The organism is Haloplanus salinarum (assembly GCF_024498175.1).
GTDB lineage: Archaea > Halobacteriota > Halobacteria > Halobacteriales > Haloferacaceae > Haloplanus > Haloplanus salinarum.
This window is the reverse complement of the sequence record NZ_CP101823.1, coordinates 667556-690193: the sequence shown is the minus strand read 5'-3', so window position 1 is coordinate 690193 and position 22638 is coordinate 667556. Positions and strand designations below refer to the sequence as shown.

The 22638-nt window shown below is 68.4% G+C and carries 24 protein-coding genes and 1 tRNA gene; 12 read left to right on the top strand and 13 right to left on the bottom strand.

Annotation, left to right across the window (positions count from 1 at the left end; all coding sequences use genetic code 11):
- The first annotated feature begins 67 nt into the window (after nt 1-67).
- The 3 genes from NO364_RS03655 to tenA all read left to right on the top strand — a co-directional run bounded on the left by NO364_RS03655 (nt 68) and on the right by tenA (nt 2365).
- Nucleotides 68-913, top strand: coding sequence for an NOP5/NOP56 family protein (locus NO364_RS03655; RefSeq protein ID WP_157688585.1), 846 nt, complete (start codon nt 68-70; stop codon nt 911-913).
- Nucleotides 910-1545 carry a fibrillarin-like rRNA/tRNA 2'-O-methyltransferase gene (locus NO364_RS03650; RefSeq protein ID WP_157688586.1) on the top strand — a complete coding sequence of 212 codons (636 nt, stop codon included), beginning with the start codon at nt 910-912 and terminating at the stop codon, nt 1543-1545. Before NO364_RS03655 ends, NO364_RS03650 begins: the two co-directional genes overlap by 4 nt.
- Before the next feature lie 160 nt (nt 1546-1705).
- Entirely contained in the window at nt 1706-2365 is a 660-nt protein-coding gene (gene tenA, locus NO364_RS03645; RefSeq protein ID WP_157688587.1) for a thiaminase II, read from the top strand.
- Between the two features lie 216 nt (nt 2366-2581).
- On the opposite strand, the gene NO364_RS03640 is transcribed toward tenA, so the two are convergent.
- On the bottom strand, nt 2582-2881 hold the full coding sequence (locus tag NO364_RS03640) for a PadR family transcriptional regulator (protein WP_049936312.1): 300 nt from the start codon (nt 2879-2881) through the stop codon (nt 2582-2584).
- Nucleotides 2882-3285: 404 nt separating this feature from the next.
- Here NO364_RS03640 and NO364_RS03635 point away from each other — a divergent pair, with 404 nt between their 5' ends.
- The 3 genes from NO364_RS03635 to NO364_RS03625 all read left to right on the top strand — a co-directional run bounded on the left by NO364_RS03635 (nt 3286) and on the right by NO364_RS03625 (nt 5473).
- Nucleotides 3286-4362: a glutamate--cysteine ligase gene (locus NO364_RS03635; protein WP_157688588.1), complete on the top strand. Its 1077-nt coding sequence runs from the start codon at nt 3286-3288 to the stop codon at nt 4360-4362.
- Nucleotides 4363-4411: 49 nt separating this feature from the next.
- Nucleotides 4412-4912 carry a winged helix-turn-helix domain-containing protein gene (locus NO364_RS03630; RefSeq protein WP_157688589.1) on the top strand — a complete coding sequence of 167 codons (501 nt, stop codon included), beginning with the start codon at nt 4412-4414 and terminating at the stop codon, nt 4910-4912.
- A 78-nt stretch (nt 4913-4990) separates the two neighbouring features.
- The gene (locus NO364_RS03625; protein ID WP_157688590.1) at nt 4991-5473 is read left to right on the top strand and encodes a phosphopantetheine adenylyltransferase; all 483 of its coding nucleotides are present in this window, start codon (nt 4991-4993) and stop codon (nt 5471-5473) included.
- Between the two features lie 28 nt (nt 5474-5501).
- On the opposite strand, the gene NO364_RS03620 is transcribed toward NO364_RS03625, so the two are convergent.
- A complete protein-coding gene (locus tag NO364_RS03620; RefSeq protein WP_157688591.1) occupies nt 5502-5810 on the bottom strand; it encodes a transcription initiation factor IIB family protein in 309 nt (102 codons plus the stop codon).
- A 78-nt stretch (nt 5811-5888) separates the two neighbouring features.
- Here NO364_RS03620 and NO364_RS03615 point away from each other — a divergent pair.
- Nucleotides 5889-5972: transfer RNA gene (locus NO364_RS03615), tRNA-Leu, on the top strand.
- 216 nt (nt 5973-6188) lie between these two features.
- On the opposite strand, the gene NO364_RS03610 is transcribed toward NO364_RS03615, so the two are convergent.
- The 9 genes from NO364_RS03610 to NO364_RS03570 form a co-directional block, all read right to left on the bottom strand.
- Nucleotides 6189-6857 (bottom strand): helix-turn-helix domain-containing protein, encoded by a 669-nt coding sequence (locus tag NO364_RS03610; RefSeq protein ID WP_157688592.1) that lies wholly within the window; start codon nt 6855-6857, stop codon nt 6189-6191.
- 626 nt (nt 6858-7483) lie between these two features.
- Nucleotides 7484-7846, bottom strand: a complete 363-nt coding sequence (locus NO364_RS03605; RefSeq protein WP_257628544.1) for a DUF5518 domain-containing protein — start codon at nt 7844-7846, stop codon at nt 7484-7486.
- 68 nt (nt 7847-7914) lie between these two features.
- Nucleotides 7915-11361 carry a PAS domain S-box protein gene (locus tag NO364_RS03600; RefSeq protein WP_257628543.1) on the bottom strand — a complete coding sequence of 1149 codons (3447 nt, stop codon included), beginning with the start codon at nt 11359-11361 and terminating at the stop codon, nt 7915-7917.
- Between the two features lie 63 nt (nt 11362-11424).
- Nucleotides 11425-12690 (bottom strand): CaiB/BaiF CoA transferase family protein, encoded by a 1266-nt coding sequence (locus NO364_RS03595; RefSeq protein ID WP_157688595.1) that lies wholly within the window; start codon nt 12688-12690, stop codon nt 11425-11427.
- 57 nt (nt 12691-12747) lie between these two features.
- Complete coding sequence (locus NO364_RS03590; protein WP_157688596.1) at nt 12748-13170, bottom strand: thiol-disulfide oxidoreductase DCC family protein; 423 nt, start codon at nt 13168-13170, stop codon at nt 12748-12750.
- The gene (locus NO364_RS03585) at nt 13167-13862 is read right to left on the bottom strand and encodes a YqjF family protein (protein WP_233255297.1); all 696 of its coding nucleotides are present in this window, start codon (nt 13860-13862) and stop codon (nt 13167-13169) included. Before NO364_RS03585 ends, NO364_RS03590 begins: the two co-directional genes overlap by 4 nt.
- A gap of 67 nt (nt 13863-13929) precedes the next feature.
- Nucleotides 13930-14511 carry a DUF7524 family protein gene (locus NO364_RS03580; RefSeq protein ID WP_157688597.1) on the bottom strand — a complete coding sequence of 194 codons (582 nt, stop codon included), beginning with the start codon at nt 14509-14511 and terminating at the stop codon, nt 13930-13932.
- A gap of 102 nt (nt 14512-14613) precedes the next feature.
- The gene (locus NO364_RS03575; protein ID WP_157688598.1) at nt 14614-15957 is read right to left on the bottom strand and encodes a ribonuclease J; all 1344 of its coding nucleotides are present in this window, start codon (nt 15955-15957) and stop codon (nt 14614-14616) included.
- 218 nt (nt 15958-16175) lie between these two features.
- Nucleotides 16176-16352: a DUF5786 family protein gene (locus NO364_RS03570; RefSeq protein ID WP_157688599.1), complete on the bottom strand. Its 177-nt coding sequence runs from the start codon at nt 16350-16352 to the stop codon at nt 16176-16178.
- Nucleotides 16353-16456: 104 nt separating this feature from the next.
- Between NO364_RS03570 and NO364_RS03565 the strand changes: the two genes are divergently transcribed.
- Nucleotides 16457-18070: a long-chain-fatty-acid--CoA ligase gene (locus tag NO364_RS03565; RefSeq protein ID WP_257628542.1), complete on the top strand. Its 1614-nt coding sequence runs from the start codon at nt 16457-16459 to the stop codon at nt 18068-18070.
- Nucleotides 18071-18135: 65 nt separating this feature from the next.
- Here the strand turns inward: NO364_RS03565 and NO364_RS03560 are convergent, their stop codons facing one another.
- Entirely contained in the window at nt 18136-18642 is a 507-nt protein-coding gene (locus NO364_RS03560; protein WP_157688601.1) for a gamma carbonic anhydrase family protein, read from the bottom strand.
- Between the two features lie 92 nt (nt 18643-18734).
- Between NO364_RS03560 and NO364_RS03555 the strand changes: the two genes are divergently transcribed.
- The 3 genes from NO364_RS03555 to NO364_RS03545 all read left to right on the top strand — a co-directional run bounded on the left by NO364_RS03555 (nt 18735) and on the right by NO364_RS03545 (nt 21261).
- Nucleotides 18735-19220, top strand: coding sequence for a pyruvoyl-dependent arginine decarboxylase (locus tag NO364_RS03555; RefSeq protein WP_157688602.1), 486 nt, complete (start codon nt 18735-18737; stop codon nt 19218-19220).
- 144 nt (nt 19221-19364) lie between these two features.
- Nucleotides 19365-20165 carry a DUF2249 domain-containing protein gene (locus NO364_RS03550; protein WP_257628541.1) on the top strand — a complete coding sequence of 267 codons (801 nt, stop codon included), beginning with the start codon at nt 19365-19367 and terminating at the stop codon, nt 20163-20165.
- A 91-nt stretch (nt 20166-20256) separates the two neighbouring features.
- Nucleotides 20257-21261: a zinc-binding dehydrogenase gene (locus tag NO364_RS03545; RefSeq protein WP_420191778.1), complete on the top strand. Its 1005-nt coding sequence runs from the start codon at nt 20257-20259 to the stop codon at nt 21259-21261.
- A 74-nt stretch (nt 21262-21335) separates the two neighbouring features.
- Here the strand turns inward: NO364_RS03545 and NO364_RS03540 are convergent, their stop codons facing one another.
- The gene (locus tag NO364_RS03540; RefSeq protein ID WP_257628539.1) at nt 21336-21764 is read right to left on the bottom strand and encodes a helix-turn-helix domain-containing protein; all 429 of its coding nucleotides are present in this window, start codon (nt 21762-21764) and stop codon (nt 21336-21338) included.
- A gap of 197 nt (nt 21765-21961) precedes the next feature.
- Here NO364_RS03540 and rdfA point away from each other — a divergent pair, with 197 nt between their 5' ends.
- Nucleotides 21962-22573, top strand: a complete 612-nt coding sequence (gene rdfA / locus NO364_RS03535; RefSeq protein ID WP_257628538.1) for a rod-determining factor RdfA — start codon at nt 21962-21964, stop codon at nt 22571-22573.
- Nucleotides 22574-22638 lie beyond the last annotated feature (65 nt).

Here is a 22638-nt window from a genome sequence, read left to right as displayed (position 1 = left end):
CGACGACGCGACTTCCGAGGCGCCGTATCGGAAGCGCATTTACAACCCGGGTGTCTAAGACCCGTATATGAGTGACGAATCCGGGGGTGTCGCCTGGTTCCGAGACGTCGACCCGGGCGACGTGGACGCGGCCCGCGAGACCATCGAAGGCGGGAGTGCGGACGAACCGAACGACTGGCCCGCCCGCGCCGTCGAAGAGGGTTTCGCCGCCGACCGAGACGAGTATTACGAGCGCCTGCACGAAGCGACGGTACACGCGACTCGGGAGGCCGTCCGCGAGCGCGAGCGGGCCGACGACCGACAGTTGATCCACTGTGTCCGGGCGATGGACGACGCCGAGCGGACGGCGAACGAACTCGCGGAGCGGGTCGCCGAGTGGGCGGGCGCGCTGTTCGACGACGCCCAGCCGGGCGTCGACGGCGCCCGATCGATCGCCGGACACGACGCCGAGACGGCGGCGGAGCGTCGCGCCGTCTCCCTCGCCGAGCGGGTGGTCGACCTGGCTGACGAGGCCGACGACTTACGCGCGTACATCGAGCGGGCGGCGCCGGCGGTGGCGCCCAACCTGACCCGGATGGCCGGGCCGGTGCTCGCCGCGCGGTTGATCGCCCTCGCGGGCGGCCTCGGTTCCCTCGCGAAGAAGCCCTCGGGAACGGTCCAGGTGCTCGGCGCCGAGGACGCGCTGTTCGCCCACCTCTCCGGACGGGCACCGTCCCCGAAACACGGCGTCATCTTCACCCACGACTACGTCCGGAACACCCGGCCCGAGGACCGCGGATCGGCCGCCCGTGCGCTGGCAGGGAAACTCACCATCGCGGCGCGGATCGACCACTACGCAGGCGACCTCCGGCCGTCGCTCCACGAGGAACTCGACGAGCGCATCGCGACCATCCGCGCGAGGGCCGACCGATGAGCCTCCCCGACGGCGTCGAGCGGCGCCGGGTCGACGGCCGGGAGCGCCTCGCCACCCGCGGGGAGCCGGTGTACGGCGAGCCGACGGACGGCCCGTGGCGCCTGTGGGACGCCGGTCGGTCGAAACTCGGCGCGACCCTGGAACTGGGCCTCGACACCGGCCTGACCGGCGGGGAGAGCGTCCTCTATCTCGGCGCCGCGAGCGGGACGACGGTCAGCCACGTCGCCGACTTCGCGGGACCGACCTACGCCGTCGAGTTCGCGCCCCGACCCGCCCGCGACCTGGTCGATGTGGCGGCCTCCCGCCCCAACCTGTTTCCGCTGTTGAAGGACGCCCGCCGGCCCGAGACGTACGCCCACGTGGTCGAGTCGGATCTCGACGCCCTCGTCCAGGACGTGGCGACCCGCGGCCAGGCCCGCGTCGCGGCCCGCAACCGGCGCTTTCTGGCCCCGGACGGGCGACTCCTCGCGGCGATCAAGGCCCGAAGCGAGGACGTGACCCGCGACCCCGCATCCGTCTTCGAGGACGTCCTCGCCGACCTGCGGGCGCACTACGAGATCCTGGAGACGGCTCGGCTCGACCGGCACCACGACGACCACCTCGTCGTCGTCGCCAGTCCACGGGAGGAGTAGACGCCGACGGCGGCGTCGGGACCACGACCGATCGACCCCGATCGGAGTCCGATTCGGCGGGACGCGACGACGGTCGGCGACGTCGGCCGTGCACACTGTGATAATACGGTTATACCACCAATATATATATCACGGTGGCTTCGGTAGGTGAGTCCGTACGATGGCGTTCAGCGACCGACTGCTCGAGGCGGGTGACCACCTCTGGGAGGCACAGAAGGAGCATCCGTTCGTCGTGGAACTCGCGGAGGGAACCTTGGACGAATCGGCGTTCCAGTACTGGATCGAACAGGACTATCGCTATCTCCTCGACTACGCTCGACTGTTCGCCATCGCCGGGGCGAAGGCGCGCGACGAGGGGACGATGACGGACCTCCTGAGCGTCGCCCACAGCACGCTCAGTCACGAGATGGAGCTACACCGGGAGTTCGCCGCCGACTACGGGGTGTCACGGGAGGACCTTGAGGGCGTTCGGAAGGCTCCGACCTGCGAAGCGTACACGAACTTCCTGATTCGGACGGCATACGAGGGGTCGCTCGCGGAGATCAGTGCAGCACTGTTCCCGTGTGGACAGGGCTTCCTCGATATCGGGGAACACACGGCGGAACTCGCGACGGAGGAACACCGATACACGCCGTGGATCGAGACGTACACCAGCGACGAGTTCCGCGACGTCGTCGGCCTGATGCGGGGTTTCGTCGACCGGTGTGGTGAACGGTATCCGGGCGAGCACGACGCCATGCGCGAGGCGTTCCTGACCAGTGCCCGCCTCGAATACCGATTCTGGGAGATGGCCTACACACGGGAGGACTGGGGAGTCTAACCGCGTTCGCGACCGGATCCAGCGAGCACCGGACCCGCAGACTACGGCGGGACGAGGATCCGTCGATGGCGAGTGCGAACCCTCGCCGATCGGGTCGAGTAACGGCGATGCACACGTCCGCGAAGTTGAAGCGTCCGGAGCATCTAGATGGTGTGCCGCGTCACGGGCACGGTGCCCCGGGAGTTTCCCCCCCTCCCGGACGCGGCTGTTTTTCCGTTAGGCCGGCGTCGCCTCTTCGATCAGGTCGGCGACGTACTGGTCCTCCCACTCGCGGCGTGCCTCGAGTTCCCGGCGCCCCCGGCGCGTCAGCGTATAGTAGTTGGTGCGGCGGTCCCGCTGGCCCTTGTCGATGAGTCCCTTCTCGACGAGCGTGTCGAGATTCGGATACAGTCGGCCGTGGTGAATCTCGCTCTCGTAGTAATCCTCGAGTTCCTCTTTGATCGCGAGTCCGTGTGGTTCGTCGAGTCCGGCGATCACGTACAGGAGATCTCGCTGGAAACCGGTCAAGTCGTGCATCGTCGCCCTATATTTATCTCTCGATACTTATATGTCTTCCGCGGTGGGACACGAAAAGTTCCGTTCGGGCGAATGACCGTCGAAATCGCCCGTGAGCCCGATTCGTGGACGGTGGCCGAGGATTCCGAGGGCTCGGAACGACGGTGGAATCCGACGACGTCACCGTCCGCTGATACTGGTATCGGGCCCTCTCGTCGGCACCCACCGGCCGTCGTTGAGCGGTCGGGGACCGAAGACGATTCCGTTGCCTGCGCGACGGTGACGAGCGGCCACGTCGGCGGGCACCGGGTCCGGCCGTCCTCCGGCGACGTCTCGGGAGACTTACAGTAGTTCGGAACACGGCCGTCGCCGCGTTCGATCGGCGTCCACGACTTATTTAATCGACCGCCTCGAACGACGCGTCGATGGATCTCGGCTCGCGGGACGCGTTCGAGCGGATGGGCACGCTCGGCATCGAAGAGGAGTTCTACATCGTCGACGAGGCGGGGCGACCGACCGCCGGCATCGACGACCTGGTCTACGGGAGCGACCCGCCCGAACCCCTCGTCGACCGCCTCGATCACGAGTTGTTCCAGTTCACCATCGAGACCCAGACGCCGCTGATCGAGCGACCGGACGACGCGGCCGACGCGCTGGGGACGGTCCGGACGGCGCTGGTCGACCACGCCGCCGACCACGGCTACCGGATCGCCGCGGCCGGCCTCCACCCGACGGCGAAGTGGCGCGAACTCGATCACGCCACCAAGGAGCGGTACCGCGCCCAACTCGACCGCATCCAGTACCCACAGCACCGCAACACGACCGCGGGCCTCCACGTCCACGTCGGCGTCGACGACGCGGACAAGGCGACCTGGATCGCCAACCGCCTCCGGTGGTACCTGCCACCCATCCTCGCGCTGTCGGCGAACTCGCCGTTCTGGAACGGCTTCGACACCGGACTGGCCTCGGCCCGGGCGAAGGTGTTCGAGAACCTCCCGAACACGGGCATCCCCACCGCGTTCGAGGATTTCGAGGCCTACCGGCGGTTCGAGCGGCGGATGGTCGAGACGGGGTCGATCAACGACCGCGGCGAACTCTGGTACGACGTGCGTCCGCACACGGGCCACGGCACCGTGGAGGTGCGGACACCCGACGCCCAGGCCGACCCGGATCGGGTCCTCGCCATCGCCGAGTACGTCCACGCGCTGGTCCTCGACCTAGCCGACCGGTACGACGACGGGGAGACGCTCCCCTCGCTCCGCCGCGAGTTCCTCGACGAGAACAAGTGGCGCGCCATGCGCTACGGCCACGACGCCGACTTCGTCGAACGCTCGGGCGAGGACACCGTCTCGCTCGACGCGTTCGTCGACCGGGAGTGCGACCGCCTCGGCGTCGACGGCCTCCACGACCTGCTCGACGCGCCCAGCGGCGCGGCCAGCCAGCGCCGCCTCAACCGCGAGGAGGGGCCCGAGGCGCTCCGTGAGTCCCTGTTGCTCGCCTGAGCGCAGCAAGCCTTTTGGTCGCCGGGTTCTGACCTTCGTTAGAGAACACATGTCAGAAGAGAACGGCTCCGAACGGCTCGACGCGGACGCGGAGGCGACCGACGACGACGTGTCGCCTCGCGAGCGCCTGGAGGCCGAGGCGGACCGCGCGGTCACGGAGTTCGACGAGGGCGTCGTCGACCTGCTGGCGTGGATCCTCGACACGGAGACGCGCGCGCGGATCTACGTCTACCTCAGGCAGCATCCCGGATCGACGAGCGACGAAGTCGCGGATGGGACCGGTCTCTACCCGAGTACGGTCCGGGAGGCCCTGGCACAGCTCCACGAGGAGGGGACCGTCGAGCGCCACAAGCGCGAGAGCGCGGGCGCCGGCAACAACCCCTACGAGTACGAGGCCATCGCGCCGAGCACGCTCGTCCAGGGGGCCGTCGGCCAGGTGCAAGAGCAGTTGAACGCCGTGTTCAACCTGGAGCGAGGATCGGACGGGGAGTCGAACGACGCCGGCGACGCCGACCCCGTCCGAATCACCGTCGAGGACGCCGACGAGTAACACCGCCGGACTGCGGTCGGGGACGGCCGGATCCCACGAGTCGACCCGTTTAAGTCTCGCCGAGTCGTGGGCCCGGACATGCAGGTCGCGCTTGGCGGGACGTTCGACCCGGTGCACGACGGACACCGTGCCCTGTTCGACCGTGCGTTCGAACTCGGCGACGTCACTGTCGGCCTCACGAGCGACGCCCTCGCCGCCGAGACGCGGAAGGTCCCCCGGCGCGTGCGCCCCTTCGAGGACCGGCGTGCGGACGTCGACGCCGAACTCGACGCCCTCGCCGCGGCGTACGACCACACCTACCGGATCCGACGCCTCGAGGAACCCACCGGCATCGCCACCGAACCGGGATTCGACGCCATCGTCGTCTCGCCGGAGACCCGGAGCGGCGCCGAGCGCATCAACGAGATCAGGGAGGCCCGCGGGCTCGCCCCACTCCGGATCGAAGTGGTCGATCACGTCCCCGCCGAGGACGGCGAGCGCATCTCCTCGACGCGAATCGTCCGCGGCGAGATCGACCGCCACGGCAACCTCACGCCCGAGCGCACCCCCGAGACCGACTGACCCTCGACGTCCTTCCGCCCGCTACGTGTCACCACTCCGGAGGACGAAACCCCGAGTCGGCAAGCAACTCCTTCCACCGCGTCTGAACGCTCAGTCGCGTCACGTCCATCGCCGCCGCGACCGATCCCTGCGAGCGCTCCTCGCCGGCGATCAATGCGCCGGCGTAGAGGCTGGCGGCCGCGACGGCGGGCTTCGAGCGCTCCTCGTCGGGGACGTTCGAGAGGAAGAGATCGACCGCGTTGGACCGCGCCTCGGTGTCGAGGTCCAGCCCGTCGGCCGCCCGCGTCAGTCGGGCCACCCACTCCTCGTTGTCCACGCGGTCCCGCGCGCGATACATGTGTCACCCTTCGCCGTCCGGCTACTTAATCTTCGAGGCGACAGCTTCTTACCCCGCTCGGCGGCAAGTCGGTGATGCGCGCGGGTAGCCAAGCCAGGAAAAGGCGCAGCGCTTAGGACGCTGTCCCGTAGGGGTCCGCCGGTTCGAATCCGGTCCCGCGCAGTGAGGAGCGAAGCGACGAACGAGCAGGAGCGGTTTGAACCCTAGAAACCGAGCGAAGCGAGGTTTCGTCCGGTTCGAATCCGGTCCCGCGCATGAGCGGACGAAGTGAGCGAAGAGCAGGAACGGATTCGAAGCAGGGAACGGAGCAATGCGGAGTGACCGTGGTTCGAATCCGGTCTCGCGCACTTCTGGGCTTGAACGAACGAGCAGCACGAATCACGCCGACGGAGAGTCACCGTCGTCCACCAGAGACGAGATGACGAGTCGCTTGATTCCACGCCGAAGGAGACCACTGGCTGCAGGTTGTGAGATATCCAGATCAGCGGCGACCTCGCCGAGGGTTACGTCCCGTGGTTCTTCGAAATATCCCGTTTCGAGTGCCACGAGGAGTGCTTCGCGTTGGCTATCGGTCAATCCGGCGTCGGTCGTTCCCAAACTAGCGTATTCGTTCACACGCAGTAGATCGATATCGACGTCATGCTGTTGTGCATACTCCCAGAGGGGAACCAGATCGGATCGGTCGGGCATCCACACCGTTAGGACCCAAGCGCGTCCGTCGTTTTCCATGTCGAGGATGACACCGTTCGCAGCCGAGATGACCGGTGAGAGAACCTTCGCGTCGTCGGTATACTCGAAGCTATAGATCGCCTCGTCGTCCCTGGTTTCGATGACTCGTTCGAATTCGCCAATAGTACTGTCGTGCCGTAATCCGTCTTCGAACCGGCAGAAATCGGATGATTCTATGTGATAGAAGAATCTCCCCGACGTCGGGTCGGTTCCCGCCTCCGACACCGACGTGACCTTCGAACTTCGATCGTGAGTGACTGTCTCCGTGAGGACGATATCGGGATGCTCGACTCGGACGACCGCTTTGATATCGGTCATTGTTCCATCGCGTGGTATTTGTGGTTCCGCGGTTACGGTCTTTCAGACGGCCGATCGGTACCGACGTTGTCGTGCGTGCTACTGGAACTGTAACGGTGGCCGTGTGGTGGCTTAACTGAGTCGGTCGCGAGCTCCGAAGAGGGGGTGCCGTTCGTTTTTTCACGTCACGACCGGCTCGGAGGATCGATACAGGCAGTGCGGGACTCCCCGAGACCGCTCCGCTCACCGGAATCGGTCCCGGCTATCCCGCCGTGTTAGGGACGATCACTGAACAGCATCGCCCGGAGGGACTCGACCCGACTGGCCTCGGACGACGGGCTGATCCCGGCGGGGAGGTAGAATTTCGAGTCGGTCGCGCTGTCTCGGTCGTCGGCATGGTTTCGCTGTCCCATACGAACGAACGGAAGGGACGTAACCGCATCGTTCTGTAGCTTAAGCCTATAACCCACTTATATGCACAGGGGAAAGCCCACGGCTGCAGCCGTCCTCGGAACGCTCCGTGTGCCGGTGGGCTGTACGAGGACGTCGCTCCCGCGAACGTGGGAGGAAGCCGACAACAGGGGATGGATCCACGCTCGAACGCTCGGCGGGACACTCCACAGTCGTCACCGGAATCGATCGTCGGGTTACGAAACCAGCGCGCCGATGGCGCCGCCGATGGCGCTGTCGAGCGCGACGACGAACGCGATGACGAGTCCGACGGTCAGGACGCCGAGCCCGCCGACGAGGCCACCGAGTGGTCCGGCCCCGATGCCGCCGACGAGGGTGGCGAGGGGGACGATCAGGAGGACGATGACGATGCCGTCGAGGGCGCCGGCGAGCAGGCCGTGCCACGCACCGGAGCCGAGGCCGCCGCCGGCGAGATAGCCGGCGACGCCGCCGGCGACGAGCCCCGCGCCGATGTGCCCGATGATCGGGACGAAGAAGGCCAGGAGGCCGGCGACGATTCCGGCAACGAACCCCCAGAGGACCGCGGTCCAATCCGTCATACCCACACGCACGGCGGTCGGGGGGAAAACCCGCTCGGTGGTGGATCGCCGTCGATGGACCCGGGACCCTACTCGACGATCTCGACGCCGGTGATCTCGAAGCGCGCGCCGCCGTCGGGACCGTCGACCACGCGGATATCCCACCCGTGGGCGTCGGCGACCCCCTCGACGATGCTGAGGCCGAACCCGGTGCCGTCCTCGACGGTGGAGTAGCCGGCGTCGAAAACGTCCTCGCGCTCGGCGTCGGGGATGCCGAGGCCGTCGTCGGCGACGTAGAAGCCGTCGTCGAGCGCCCCGATAGTGACCGTCACGCCGGTCTCCGCGTCGGTCCCGGCGTCCGGGTCGGTCGTGGAGCCATGCTCCACTGCGTTCCGAACGAGGTTCTCCAGCAGCTGTCGGAGGCGACTCCGGTCGGCGCGGATCGTCAGGTCGGTGGCGACGACGAGTTCGGCTGCACCCGTCTCGACGGTGGTCCAGCACTCCCGGACCAGGTCGTCGAGGGCGACCGGTTCCACTTCGTCGATCCCCATCCCGCTCCGGGCGAGCGCGAGCAGGTCGTCGATCAGCGACTCCATGCGCTCGTGGGCACGGATCACCGAATCGAGGTTGTCGCGGCCCGCTTCGCAGACCTCCCGTGCCAGTTCGGCCTGCCCGCGGGCGACGTTGAGCGGGGTGCGGAGGTCGTGTGAGACGATGCTCGCGAACTCGTCCAGTCGCTCCTTCTCGCGTTCCAGTTCCCGTCGCTCGCTGACGTCGATGTAGAAGGTGAGCGTGCCGGTCACGTCCGCGTCCCGACGAGGGACCGACCGGAGGAGCGTCTCGACGACGTCGCCGTCGGCCGTGCGGAGCTTTCGGTCGGTGCGGACGAGTTCGCCGACGGTCGCGGGTTCGTAGCCGTCATCCGTCCGGTGTCGACGGCGTGAGTCGGGGGTGTAAAAGGACCCGAGTTCGCGGCCGACGACGTCCGTCCGGTCGTAACCGACCGTCTCGGCGAACAGGCGGTTGCAGTCCTCGACGATCAGCGTGCCCTCCTCGAGGCGGGTGACGACGGCCATGACCGGCGCCTCCTCGAAGAGGCGGCGGTACTGCGCCCGGAGTCGGCTCGTCGTCGCCTCCAGTTCCGCGGTCCGGCGGCGGAGGGCCTGCTCCCCCTCGCGTCGGTCGGTGACGTCCATCATCGCGGCGACGACGGCCTCGACCTCGCCGTCGGCCGTGGTCAGGGGTGCGGCGTTGACCGAGATCCACCGACGTTCCCCATCCGGGCGGTCGACTCCCTGTTCGTGGTTCATCACGGGCTCGCCGGTTTCGAAGACACGCCTGACCGGGAGCTCCGACGCGGGCATGGGCTCGCCGTCGGCGTCGACGACGCTCCACGCCGCGTCGTCGTAGGTGCGGTCGGTGATCGTCGACCGCGAGAGGCCGAGGATCTCCTCGGCGCGTTCGTTCGCCCGTCGGAACGAGCCGTCGGGGTCGACGATCATGATGCCGACAGGGCTGGTCTCTAACAGTCGCCGGATCTTCTCGCGCTCGGCACGGAGCGTCGCCTCGTGCTCCTTGCGCTCGGTGACGTCGGTGATGAACCCCTCCAGGACGGCCGGCTCGCCGTCGGCGTCGGGGACGGCTCGGCCGCGCTCCCAGAGCCACTTGACCGTGCCGTCCGCCGCGTGGATGCGGTAGGTGACCTCGAAGGAGTCGCCGTCGTCGAGGGCGTCCTGCACGACCTCCCAGGCCTCCGCTCGGTCTCCGGAGTGGAGGACGTCGTCGCCCCAACTCACGGCGTCGGACTCCAGTTCTGCGGCGGTGTAGCCGGTGAGCGCCTCGACCTCCCCTCGGAGATCCTCCATCGGCCACCCCGGTTCGTTCCGACAGCGATACGTTATCCCCGGGAGGTTGCTGATCAGCGTCTCCAGGCGCCGGACGTACTCCTTGCGTTCGGTCACGTTCCGCACGACGACCATGCCCTCGATCGTATCGAGGTGGTCGACGGGGACGATGTGTGTTTGGTACCACTCCCCGTGATAGGACTGCTCGAACATCCGCTCCTCGCCGTCGAGGGCCGCACGGTAGTGGGAAGCCTGCACGTCGGCGACGTCGGTGCCGAAGACGCCCTCGACGGTCCGGCCGACGAACGTCTCGGGGGCCAGCCCGAGGGCGTCGAGTTCGGCGCCGCCGGCGAGGACGACCTCCAGATCCTCGTCGAAGAGGAAGACGGCGCCGTCGGGGAAGTCCTCGACGAGCGTCCGGTAGCGGCGACGGCTCTCGCGGAGCGTCCGCTCGCGTTCGATCCGGGAGAGGGCCTCCTGCGTGTTGGCGGCGAGCGTCCGCGCGAGCGTGACGTCGGACTCGTCGAAGGCCCCGGCCTCGGTCGCCGCGACGTACATCACGCCGTGGTCGCCCAGGGGCAGGATGATCTCCGAGCCGAACGCCGTGTCGGGGTTGTAGCGACCGGGTTCGGTGCTGACGTCCTCGAACACGCGGACCTCGCCGGTCCGAAACGCCTCCCACGAGAGGCTCTCGCCGGGGTCGTAGACCGGTGGCTCGCCGATCAACTCGACGGCCTCGTCGGTGACCGCGGCAGGCACGAGGGCGTCGGCGTCCCCGTCGTAGAGGTAGACGCTGTTTATCTGCAGGCCGAGGACGTCGCGGGCCGTCTCGACCGCCCGCTCGGCGACCGTCTGACGCGAATCGGCGGCCATCAACTCGCGGGTCGCCTCGTGGAGCGCCTCGATCCGCCGCCGGCGCTCCCGGCGCTCGGTGACGTCCTGAAACTGCGAGAAGACGGCGACGACCTCGCCCTCCTCGTCCGTGATGACTCGGTTGTGCCACTCACAGACGATCCGCTCGCCATCCTTGCGGACGTTCGCGTCGATACTGTGATAGCCCCCTTCGCCGTTCGCCAGCTTGGACGTGACCGCATCGACGCTCTCGTAACTGTCGCTGGCGACGATCTTCTCCCACGTCTCCCCGCGGAGTTCCGACTCGGAGTACCCGAGAATCTCCTCGGCGGCGTCGTTCAGGCGGACGATCTCGAAGTCGCTGTCGTACTCCAGGACGCCGAGCGGCGACTGCTCGATGAACAGGGAGAGTCGCTGTTGACTGGCTTCGAGTTCCCGCTGCGAGCGGTACTGTTCGACCGCGTTGGTGATGCGGTTCGCGAGGACGGCGTACCGTCCCGTGCCGCCGCCCTTCTGGAGGTAGTCGGTGACGCCCGCCGAGATGGCCCGGCTCGCGATCTCCTCGCTCCCTTTCCCGGTGAAGAGGACGAAGGGGAGATCCGGGTGGTCCTCGCGGACGGCGTCGAGGAACTCGAGGCCGTTCCGCCCCGGCATGTCGTAGTCGCTGACGATACAGTCGACGTCCATCGACCCGAGCAGCGACAGTCCCTCCTCCGCGCCGGTGGCCGTCTCGACGTCGAACCGGTCGTCCTCGCGTTCGAGGAAGGTCGTAGCCATGTCGGCGAAAGCCGGGTCGTCGTCGACGTGGAGGACGGTGATTCGCTCCGTACTCGGGGTCATCGTCGGTGAGTGCCACCCCTTACCGGGGGCGGGATATAAGCGTGTGGCCGCCCCCCACGGACGTTACTCGCCCGGAATCGCGCCCTCGTCCCGGAGTCGCGTCAACGCGGCGTCGTCGTAGCCGAGTCCCCGGAGGATGGCCTCGGTGTCCTCGCCGAGGAGCGGCGGCGCGCCGTCGAAGCCGGCGTCGGCGTGCTCGTAGTTGAGCGGGTGTTCGATCACGGGAACCGTCCCGAGCGCGGGATGGTCGACCTCGCGAATCACGTCGCGGGCCTCGGTCTGCTCGTTGTCGAGGGCGGTCGGCACGTCGTAGACCGGGCCGACGGGGAGGCCGTGTTCGTCGGCCAGCAGGTCGACCCACTCGTCGGTCGGCCGTTCGCGGAACACCGCCGACAGCTCGGTTTCGAGTTCGTCCATGTTGGCGACGCGGTCGGGGTTGCTGGCGAAGCGGTCGTCCTCGGCCAGATCCGGTCGGTCGATAGCCGCACAGAGCTCCTCCCAGAGCTTCTGGTTGCCACAGCCGACGTTGAGGTAGCCGTCGGCGGTGGGGTACGCCTGGTAGGGGGCGAGCACGGGGTCTTTCGTCCCCATGCGCTCCGGTTGCTCGCCGACGAACGCCTTGCCGGCCTGCTTGGTGAGCCACGGGAGCGCGGCGTCGTGCATCCCGATTTCGATCCGGTCGCCCTCGCCCGTGAGCTCCCGCCGGAACAGCGAGCCGACGATGCCGAACGCCGCCCACATGCCGGTGATGAGGTCGGTCTGGGGCAGGCCGACCTTCACCGGGTCGCCGTCCTCCGGTCCCGTGACGCTCATGATGCCGCTGGTTCCCTGCACCAGGAGATCGTACCCCGGGCGACTGCTCCACGGCCCCGTCTCGCCGAACGCGGAGATGGAACAGTAGACGATATCCTCGTTCACCTCGCGGAGGTCGTCGTAGCCGACGTCGAGGCGCTCTGCGGTTCCCGGCCGGAAGTTCTCGACGACCACGTCCGCCTCCTCGACCAGGTCGTACAGCGCTTCGAGCCCCGAGTCGGTCTTGAGGTTGAACTCGACGCTCAGCTTGTCGTAGTTGATCGTCCAGAAGTAAGGCGACTCGCCGTTGTCGTCGGCGGTCCGCCCCGGGCCGTCGTAGTCCGGGTCCGGCTCGACGAAGGGCGGTCCGGAGTGGCGGTTGTCGTCGCCGACCTCGGGCCGTTCGACCTTGATGACCTCCGCGCCCTGGTTCGCCAGCATCAGCGTCGCGAACCCGCCGGTCACGAACGTGGTGAGATCCACGACGGTGATGCCGTCGAGGATGCGATCCGCGTCCGCGTCGTCGTTCGATGTCATACACGAACCTGCGAGCGACCCGACTAAAATCCTTCCGAGGGCGCGCCGGGGACGCGCTCACACTCCGTCGTCGAGGAAACGGTCGCGCACGTCGTCGTCCGGCACCATACACCGCTCCCGGCGGCCGAACCAGTCGTACCGGTTGGCGGCCACGACGTCGTAGCCGGCGTCCCGGAGCCGTCGGGGGAGGAGGCGGGCGACCCGGAGGAGGCGGTAGGGCCACCCGAGCAACTCCGCGACCCGGACGACGGCGGCGGACTTCGTGTAGGCCCGGTCGCCCTCGACGAGCACCACCGTGTCCGGATCCTCCGGGAGCCCCGCCCGCGCCAGCAACGCCTGCCCCGCCTCGGACTGGAGCGACGCGTAGCGGATGCGCCCCGCCGTGTCGCGGGGAGCCAGGAACCGAACGAACCCGTTACAGAGGTTGCAGACGCCGTCGAACAGGAGGACCGGGTCCTCGGGGAGCGCGTCGTCGCTCATCGCTCCCAGACCTTGCTCGGCGAGGCGGTCACGTCGAGCCCCGGACTGTAGTAGCGCGTCGGCGTGGCGTCCGGTCGCTCGAAGCCGTTGGCCGCAAAGAGCGTGTTCGTCCGCACGTCGGCGGTGGCGGGATACAGCGTCCAGGGGTCGTGGTCGATGTCGGCATAGCGGAGGGTGCCGTCCGGCGCCTCGGTGTAGAAGCGGTAGCGCTCGACGAGGAAGCGAGCGAGGGGATCCTCGCGCGCCTCGAACCCCGGCCCGACGGGGCGGTAGGTCGCCGCGTACACCGCGGGGCGGGCGCCGGGATGGCGCCGCCGGCTGACGAACCGAACCCCGTCGTCGCCGTCGCCCGTCAACGAGACCCGGGCGTAGTAGTACGGGAGGTGCTGGAAGAGGCGCGCGCCGAGGACGCCGAGCAGTCCCTCGGCGTCGAGGCTGAAGAAGTAGACGCCGGGTTCGCCGTCGCGGGTGACGTAAGTCCGCAAGTTGAGTTCCGGGAGTCGGAAGCCACCCCACTCCGGCAGCCCCGCAGGGCGGACCGCGACGTTGGTGAAGGGGACGACCGAGAGCCACGCGCGGCCGTCGTGTTCGTCGACGGTCAGCGCGTCCGGAACGTGCGCGTCGACGACGGCGGGGTCGACCGGCCAGTTCTCGAACAGCAGGTGTCGCCAGCCCATCTCCAGCGGGACCATACCGGACCGTGGGGCGCCGGCCCCAAAACGTCGCCGTCCGGTGGCCGGGGGGTCACCGGTCGCCGGGTCACTGAAAGAGGACGACGAGGGCGACGAGTACCGCGCCGACGACGACGCCCGCACCGACGAGCACCAGCTGGCTGTCGACGGCGTTCGCGACGGCCGCCGCGACGCCCACGGCGACGAGGCCGAGCAGCAGGACCGGCAGCGCCCGTCGTCCGGGGAGCGCCCCGGCGAGCCGCCGGCTCAGTGGCGTCGTGTCGGTGCTCTCGGCCGCGTTCGCGGGGCTGGAGAGCGTCTCGTCGACGTCGACCGCCCCCCCGTCGTCGGCTGGTTCGACCGTCACCTCGACGGTGCGTGTCTCGGCGCCGTAGCCGGTGGAGATTTCGAGGGTGCCCGTGACCGACTCGTCCACGTCGCTCACGCCGACGGGAACCGAGCGGGTGGTCTCGCGCTCGACGAAGAGATTGCCGTCGGCGTCGATGCGGGCGACCGGCGACAGGGCGTCGTCGGCGCGAACGTGGACGTGGACGGCCTCACCGTGGTTGCGGAGCTCGACCGAGAACGGCTCGGCGGTCGCGAACTCCGCGGGGGCCTCGACGTCGTGAAGCTCCCCACGGTTCAACTCGACGAGCAACACCGGAGTCACAGGCCGAGGGTCACACCCGGGGACGAAAAAACTTCAGGCCGTTCGGCTCGTCGTGCGGCCGTCGCGGTCGTTCGCTCCGACGGCACCGGTTCGCGGCCACGGTCACACCAGCTGGATCACGTTGCCGTTCGCGGTGACGTGCAGGTCGCGACCCAGTTCGTAGCCCTGTCCCGACGCGAGGTCGACGTAGCCGGAGAAACCGCCCATGTCCTGGTGTGCGGGGATAACGTGCTGGGGCTGGAGGGCGTCGAGCATCTCGTAGTGGCCCTCCTGACGGAGGTGGCCGGAGACGTGGATGTCGTCGTAGATGCGGGCGCCCTGCATGCGGAGCAGACGCTCGGACTGGTAGCGCTGGCCCTCGTTGGTCGGCTCCGGAATGACGCGGGCCGAGAACAGCACCTTGTCACCGTCTTCGAGGTCGTAAGGGGTCTCGCCGCGACCCATCCGGGTGAGCATCGCCCGCGGCTCGCCCTGGTGGCCCGTCACGACCGGTAGGAAGTTCTCCTTGCCTTCCTCCATGATGCGGTTGAACGCGCGGTCGACGGACTTCCGGTGGCCGTACATCCCCAGGTCGTCCGGGAACGTCGCGGCGCCGATGCGCTCGGCGGTGCCCGAGTACTTCTCCATCGAGCGCCCGAGCAGGATCGGTTCACGCCCGATGTCCTTCGCGAACTCGACGAGGCTGGTGACGCGGGCGATGTGGGAGCTGAACGTCGTGGCGACGATACCCCCGTCGTAATCCTCGACCGAGTACATCACGTCGCGGAGGTGTTTCCGGGCGACGGACTCGCTCGGCGTGCGGCCCTTCTTGTTCGCGTTGGTGCAGTCCTCGATGTAACAGAGGACGCCCTCGCCCTCGCGACCGATCTCGCGGAACCGCTTCATGTCGATCGGATCGCCGATCACCGGCGAGTGGTCCATCCGCTTGTCCAGTCCGTAGACCACCGCGCCCTCCGGCGTGTGGAGGACGGGGTTGATCGCATCGATGATCGAGTGGGTCACGTTCACGAACTCGAGTTCGCACCGCTCGCCGATGGACATGGTCTCGCCGGCCTCCATCTCGACCAGGTCGTTGTCGACGACGAACTTGCCCTCGTCGTGGACCTCCTCCTCGACGAGTTCGAGCGTGAAGGGCGTGGCGACGATGGGGGCGTCGTAGCGGTGGGCGAGTTTCGAGATGGCGCCGATGTGATCCAGGTGGCCGTGGGTCGGAACGATGGCCTTGACGTCACCCTCGAGGTCGCTCATCACCCGGTCGTCCGGGATGGCGCCCATGTCGATCAGATCGAGACTGTGCATCTCCTCCGTCTGGAGGTTGTCGTGAACCAGTACCTGCGAGAGGTTGAGCCCCATGTCGAAGACGACGATGTCGTCCCCGGCACGGACCGCAGTCATCTGTCGCCCGACCTCCTCGTAGCCGCCGATGGTTGCGATTTCGATTTCCATGGTGGGAGCCGATCAGAGCGGTCCCAGAACTCGTCGGAGTTCGCCGTGCGAAGGAGGTTCGGACGTGATCGGCGCGCGCCGGCCGGAACGACCGCCGACGGCGACGCCCACGACCGTCCCGGGGACAACGCGTCTTTCGGTTATCGTGAGCTTGGTCGCCCCCACGTAAATACCCCGTGGAACGGCTCGGGGGTCGGAGAACGGATCGTCGCGGCCGCCTACTCGTCGTCCTTGATCTCGGCCAGCTGGTCGACGAGGTCGTCGGTCGAGGCGTCCGTCTCGAAGCTGACCTCCCCCTCGTGGTCGTTCTCGTGGACGGCGACGCCCTCGGACCCGTCGTCGTCGTCGATCTCTTGGTTCTGCTGCTCTGACTCGTCGTAGCTCCCGAAGCCCATACCCGAGGGTGGGACTGACGGGGGTTAAAGTGGCTCGGTTCCCCCGCGGCGCCGGTCGTTCAACAAAAACAATTATAGAATCGGGCGGACACGTTCGGGTCGTCATGCAGAAGCCGCTCCTAGTGACGGACTTCCTCGACAGGGCCCGGGAGTATTACGGCGACAGCGAGGCGGTCGTCGCGACGACGGGCGATCGGTACACGTACGACGAACTGGGCGAGCGGGCGGATCGGTTCTCGGCCGCGCTCCAGGCCCGGGGGATCGGGAAGGGCGACCGGGTGGCGGTGCTGGATCCGAACACCCACTACCACCTGGAGGCGGCCTACGGGAGCATGCAACTCGGGGCGGTCCACACGCCGCTCAACTATCGGCTGACGCCCGAGGACTTCGAGTACATCCTCGCGGACGCGGGCGTCGACGCCATCTACGCCGACCACGAGTACGCGGCCAAAGTGGAGGCGGTCCGGGACGGCGTGCCGACGGAGACGTTCGTCACGAACGACCCGGCGGCCGTCGACGGCGACTGGGAGGGGTTCGACGCGCTGCTCGACGACGCGGGGACCGACTACGACCGCCCCGGGATGAGCGAGGACGAGGTGATCACGATCAACTACACTTCGGGGACCACCGGCGACCCGAAGGGCGTGATGCGCAGTCACCGCTGTGAGACGCTCCACGCCTACCTCGTGACGATCCACCAGGAAATCTCGGACGACGACGTCTACCTCTGGACGCTCCCGATGTTCCACGTCAACGGCTGGGGTCACATCTTCGCGGTCACGGGCATGGGTGCGAAACACGTCTGCACCCGCGGGGTCGACGCCGAGTGGATCCTCGAGACGGTCGTCGCCGAGGACGTCTCCTACCTCTGTGGCGCGCCGACGGTGTTGAACCTACTGATCGACCACTACCGCGAGCACGACGTCCCCACGAGCGGGGCGAACGACGTGCGCATCGCCACCGCGGGGTCGGCGCCGCCGGAGGCCACCATCCGCACCGTCGAGGACGAGTTCGGCTGGTATCTCACACACGTCTACGGCGCCACCGAGACGGGGCCGCTGGTCACCACCTCCGACGCCCGCCGCCGATTCGCGGACGACAGCGCCGACCGCTTCGCCGTCAAGAAGCGACAGGGGCTCGGCTTTCTCGGCACCGAGGTCCGCGTCGTCGACGAGGACGGCGAGGACGTGCCCCAAGACGACGAGACGATCGGTGAGGTGGTCGTCCGCGGCAACCAGGTGATGGAGGGGTACTGGGAGAAACCCGAGGCCACCGAGGCGGCCTTCACCGAACGGGCCGAGGGCTACTACCACATGGGCGACCTGGCGACGGTCGACGAGAACGGCATGATCGCCATCCAGGACCGCAAGAAGGACATCATCGTCACCGGCGGGGAGAACGTCTCCAGCATCGAACTGGAGGACACGCTGTTCGAGCATCCGGCGGTGTCAAGCGTGGCGGTCGTTCCGGCGCCGAGCGATCGGTGGGGCGAGGAGCCCAAGGCCTTCGTGGTCCCGGAGAGCGGCGACCCCGCGGCTCCGGGCGTCACCGCCGAGGAACTGATCGAGTTCACCCGCGACCGTCTCGCGGGGTTCAAGACCGTCAAGCGCGTCGAGTTCGTCGACACCCTCCCGACGACGGCGACCGGTAAGGTCCAGAAGTACGAGCTCCGCTCCCGGGAGTGGGAGGACGAGGAGCGGATGATCGGGGAGGGGTGATCGGGATCGTCGGGGGTTCTCGCCGGGACGATCCGGCGAGAATCGGTGGACAGTTACGGGACTCCCTATTCCTCCTCGACGACCGTCGACGTCTCGGCGTACAGGTCGGCCTTCTCGACGTACCGGTCGGCGGCGGCTCGCCACGAGGAGTCCGGCACCTCCTTGACGACCTCGGCGGGCGTCCCGGCGACCAGCGTCTCGGGGGGGACGTCCGTCCCCTCGGTGACGACGCTGCCGGCGGCGACGATGGCGCCCGTGCCGATCGTCGCGTCGTCGAGGACGACCGCCCCCATCCCCACCAGCGCCCGTTCCTCCACCGTCGCCGCGTGGACGATGGCGGTGTGGCCGACGGTGGCGTACGGGCCGACGACCGCGTCCTCGTGGCAGACGGCGTTGTCCTGGACGTTCGCCCCCTCGCGGATCCGGATCGGTTGGTCGCCGCGGAGCGTCGCGTTCGGCCAGACCGAGGCGTCGCGCTCGACGGTCACGTCGCCGACGACGACCGCCGCGTCGTCGACGTAGGCGTCCTCGTGGACCGTCGGTTCGACGCCGTCGACCGCTCTGAGTACCATGCGTACGCGTCCGTAGGGCTCGGATAAAGTTCCCCCGTCCGTCGACCGGCCGCGACCGAACCCCCTTTCGCCCTCGCCCGCGAAGCGTCGGCATGAGCGACGACATCGCGGTCGTGTGGGGGCACGGTGAGGCCGGAACGCCCCTGAGTGCGTTCGACGCCGCGCTGGCAGGGGCCGGCATCCACAACTACAACCTCGTCACCTACTCGTCGGTCGTCCCGCCCGAGCGGTCGGTCTCGAAGGTGGGTCGCGTCGAGGCCGAGTACGGTGTCGGCACGTCGGTCGGGGTAGTCCTCGCGGAGGCGGAGGCCACGCGGCCGGACGAGACGGTCGCCGCCGGTCTGGGCTGGATCCGCGCCCGTGAGGGTGGCGTGTTGATGGAGAGTTCCGCGGCGTCGGCGGCGGCCGTGCGGGCGGATCTCCGGGAGAAACTCGCGGACGCCCGACGACTCCGCGACTGGGAGTGGGACGGCGACGCGGAACTCGCGGTCCACGAACACACCGTCGACCGGACCGGTGCGGTGGTCGTCGCGGCCGTCTACGGCCCGGTCGCCCACGGGGCGGTAGGCGGGCGGTGACTCTCGAGGGACACCCGTCGACGACGCCACGCCACGTCGTCGGGTCGCGTCCCCGGCGGGATAGGGTCGGTCGCGAACACGTTTTCCACGGGTCCCGAACCACTTCGACGAAGTGACCATACGTCCGCCTCGGTATCCACAGGTATGGAGCCGACAGCGGAGATCGATCTGCGGGAGCGGCCGGGCGGGGAGCACCGTGCCCGACTCTTCGAGGTGCTGGCGGCGGCCGACGCCGGCGACGAGGTCGCCGTCGTGGCCGAGCGGGACGTCGATCCACACCTGGTTCGCTACGTGATCGAGCGCGGGCGGGCACTGGACTGGACGTACGCGGACCCCGACGCGGAGCCGCGGGAACTGCGGGTGACCGTCGGCGACCCCCTCGATGACGCCCGCGGGACGGTCGACGTCCGCGATCTGAAACCCCGGCGGCGACACCGGGTCCTCCTCGAAACCTTCGACGAGCTGGGGGCGGGCGAGGGGTTCGTCCTAGTGAACGACCACGATCCAAAGCCGCTGTATCACGAACTCGAATCGATGCACGGCGACGTCGTCGAGTGGGAGTACGCGAGCCGTGGCGGGGGCGAGTGGCGCGTCGAGGTCGTCAAGACCGAGGCGTCCGATGCCGACGCGGACGGCGTCTCGGCCGCGCCCGCGGACGACGAGTCCATCGACGTGATCGAGGAACTCGACGTCCGGGACCTGCCGCCAGCCCAGCGCCACGAGCGGATCTTCGACGCCTACGACGCGCTCGACCCGGGGACGGGGGTCGTCCTGGTGAACGACCACGACCCCAAGCCGCTCTATCACCAGTTCGACGCCGAGGCCGGACCGGCGTTCCGCTGGGAGTACCGGGCACGCGACCCCGGGGAGTTCAGGGTGCTGATCGGCCGGGCCGAGACGGCGGCCGACGGGGCGACCGACGAGGGACCGAGTACCCCGTTCTGAGGGGCTCCAGCCGGCGGCCGGCCGTCGAACGCCCACCCGCCTCTCCGCGAACACCGGGTATACCCGTCCGAGTCCCCAACCCCGGTTCGAAATGTCTTCCGAGATGAACGCCTACACGATCGAGGAGTTCGGCGGCCCGGACGTGTTCGAGCGGACGACGACCGCGGTACCCGAACCGGGGCCCGACGAGGTCCGCGTCGAGGTCGTCGCCTCCAGCGTCAACCCGGTCGACTACAAGGTCCGACAGGGGTATATCCCCGATTTCACGCCGGATTTCCCGGCGACGCTCCACTGTGACGTGGCCGGCGTCGTCGACGCGGCCGGCGAGAACGTCGAGGCGTTCGAGGCGGGCGACGAGGTGTACGGCATGCCCGGCGGCGTGGGCCGGCAGGGCGCGCTCGCGGACTACGTCGTCGGGCACGCGGGCACGTTCGCGCACGCTCCCGAGTCGATCCCGCTCGCGGACAGCGCCGCGCTCCCGGTCGTCGCCCTGACCGCGTGGGAGATGCTCGCCGACAAGGCCACCGTCGACGTCGGCGACGACGTCCTGGTCTACGGCGCGACGGGGGGCGTCGGCCACGTCGGCGTCCAGTTGGCCGACTGGTTCGGGGCGACCGTCACCGCGACGGGGTCGAGCGAGGAGAAACGCGCCCTCGCCCGGGACCTGGGAGCCGACGCCACGGTCGACTACACCCAGGCCGACGTCGGGACGTACGTCGACGAGCACACGGCCGGCGCCGGCTTCGACGTCGTCTTCGACCCCGTCGGCGACGACCACCTCGACACGGCGTTCGAGGCGGTCCGTCCCTACGGCTCCGTCGTCACGACCGAATCCAGCGAGGCGACGGACGTAGACCTCGCGCCGATGCACGCCACCTCGCTCGAACTCGGGGTCGTACTCGTCATCTACCCGGTACTGGCAGGGCGGGGACAGGAACGGATCGGCGCGGAACTGGAGACCATCGCGACGCTCGTCGACAAGGGCGTCCTCGCCCCGCACGTCGACGAGCGGTACGCGTTCGACGACGTCGCGGAGGCCCACCGCCGCGCCGAGCGTGGCGACTTCGTCGGCAAACTGTTGCTCGTCGACGAGTGAGGGTCGGAACCCCGAGTCGGCGAAACGTTCGAAATAAGTAATTGCATATTTTGTCGGCCCGTACAGCGCCCGGATCATCGCTCCTCGGACGTGGCCTCGTTTAACATCGTCCGGGCCGACCGCAGCGTGTAGGAGACGTCGAACGCATCCGAGAGATGTCGTCGGACCAGCTCGGGCGTCCACTCGGAGTGGTCGTACTCGAACGCAGCGGGATCCATCCGGAGATGTGCCTCCAGTCGGCGACGCTCCGCGTCGTCGAGCCGCGACGGACGTCCGGGCTTCGGGTCGTCCTCGAGGGCCGCCGAGAGGGACTCCCGTTCGAGGCGAGTGAGCCAGTTGTAGACCGTCTTCCGGGAGTAGCCGTACCGTCGGGCGAGCGTCGTCTGTGACACGCCGTCCTTGTGCGCGATGGCGATCATCAGCCGCTGTGCGGCCTTCGACGAGTCGACGCGCCGCAACTCGTCGCGCAGCGTCTCGACGGAGACGGAATCGAGGGTCGGCATGGTTCTCGCCCGTACTCGTTTGTCTGTGTAATTAATTATTTCGACGCGGGCCGCGCGGACGGACGAACGTTCGTCCGGTCCAGGTTCCTCGGGCGTCGCTCGCTACCGCGAGCCTCCATCGCGGAACCGGTAACGCGATCGAATTCCGCACGCGACGCCTGAGCAAGACCTATCCGTGTGAGTTCGAAAGGGGGGTCATGGGCGACGACAGCCGGGGGCGGCCGAGCAAGGTGGTGCGCCTCGTCGAGGAGTACGGCCTCGAAGGGGTGGGCGAGGAACTGGAGGATCTCTGGACGGCCGACGACCCGGACGAACGCCGCAGCCTCCGTGACCTCGCGGACTACTTCAACCGGCGGCTCGTCGAGGCGGCGCTTGCCGAACGGAACGTCCAGACGGTCGACGGGGAGGGCGAGAACATCTACCGGTTGCTGACCGACGACGACGTGAGTGCCGACGACCGTATCCGGATGGAGCGGCGACTCGAACGGGACGGGGTCGACGTCGACGGGATCCGGTCGGCGTTCGCCTCGTATCAGGCGATCCGGACGTATCTCACGGAACACCGGGAGGTGGAGTACGAGTCCCAGCGGACGGATCGGGTCGAGAGCGTCGACCGCAGCGTCCAGCGGCTCAGAAGTCGGACCGCGACCGTCACCGGGGACAAGCTCACACAGCTCGACGCCGGGGACGAGATCACGCTCGGCGACGCACAGGTGACCGTCGACGTCCGCGTCTACTGTCCCGACTGTGATCGGCAGTTCGAGGTCGGAGCCCTGCTCGAACGCGGCGGCTGCGACTGCGCCGACTGAGGGACGGATGCCGACCCGTCCGTCCGCTCGAGCGGTGTCCGCGGGCACAGAATTAAATAGGCAAC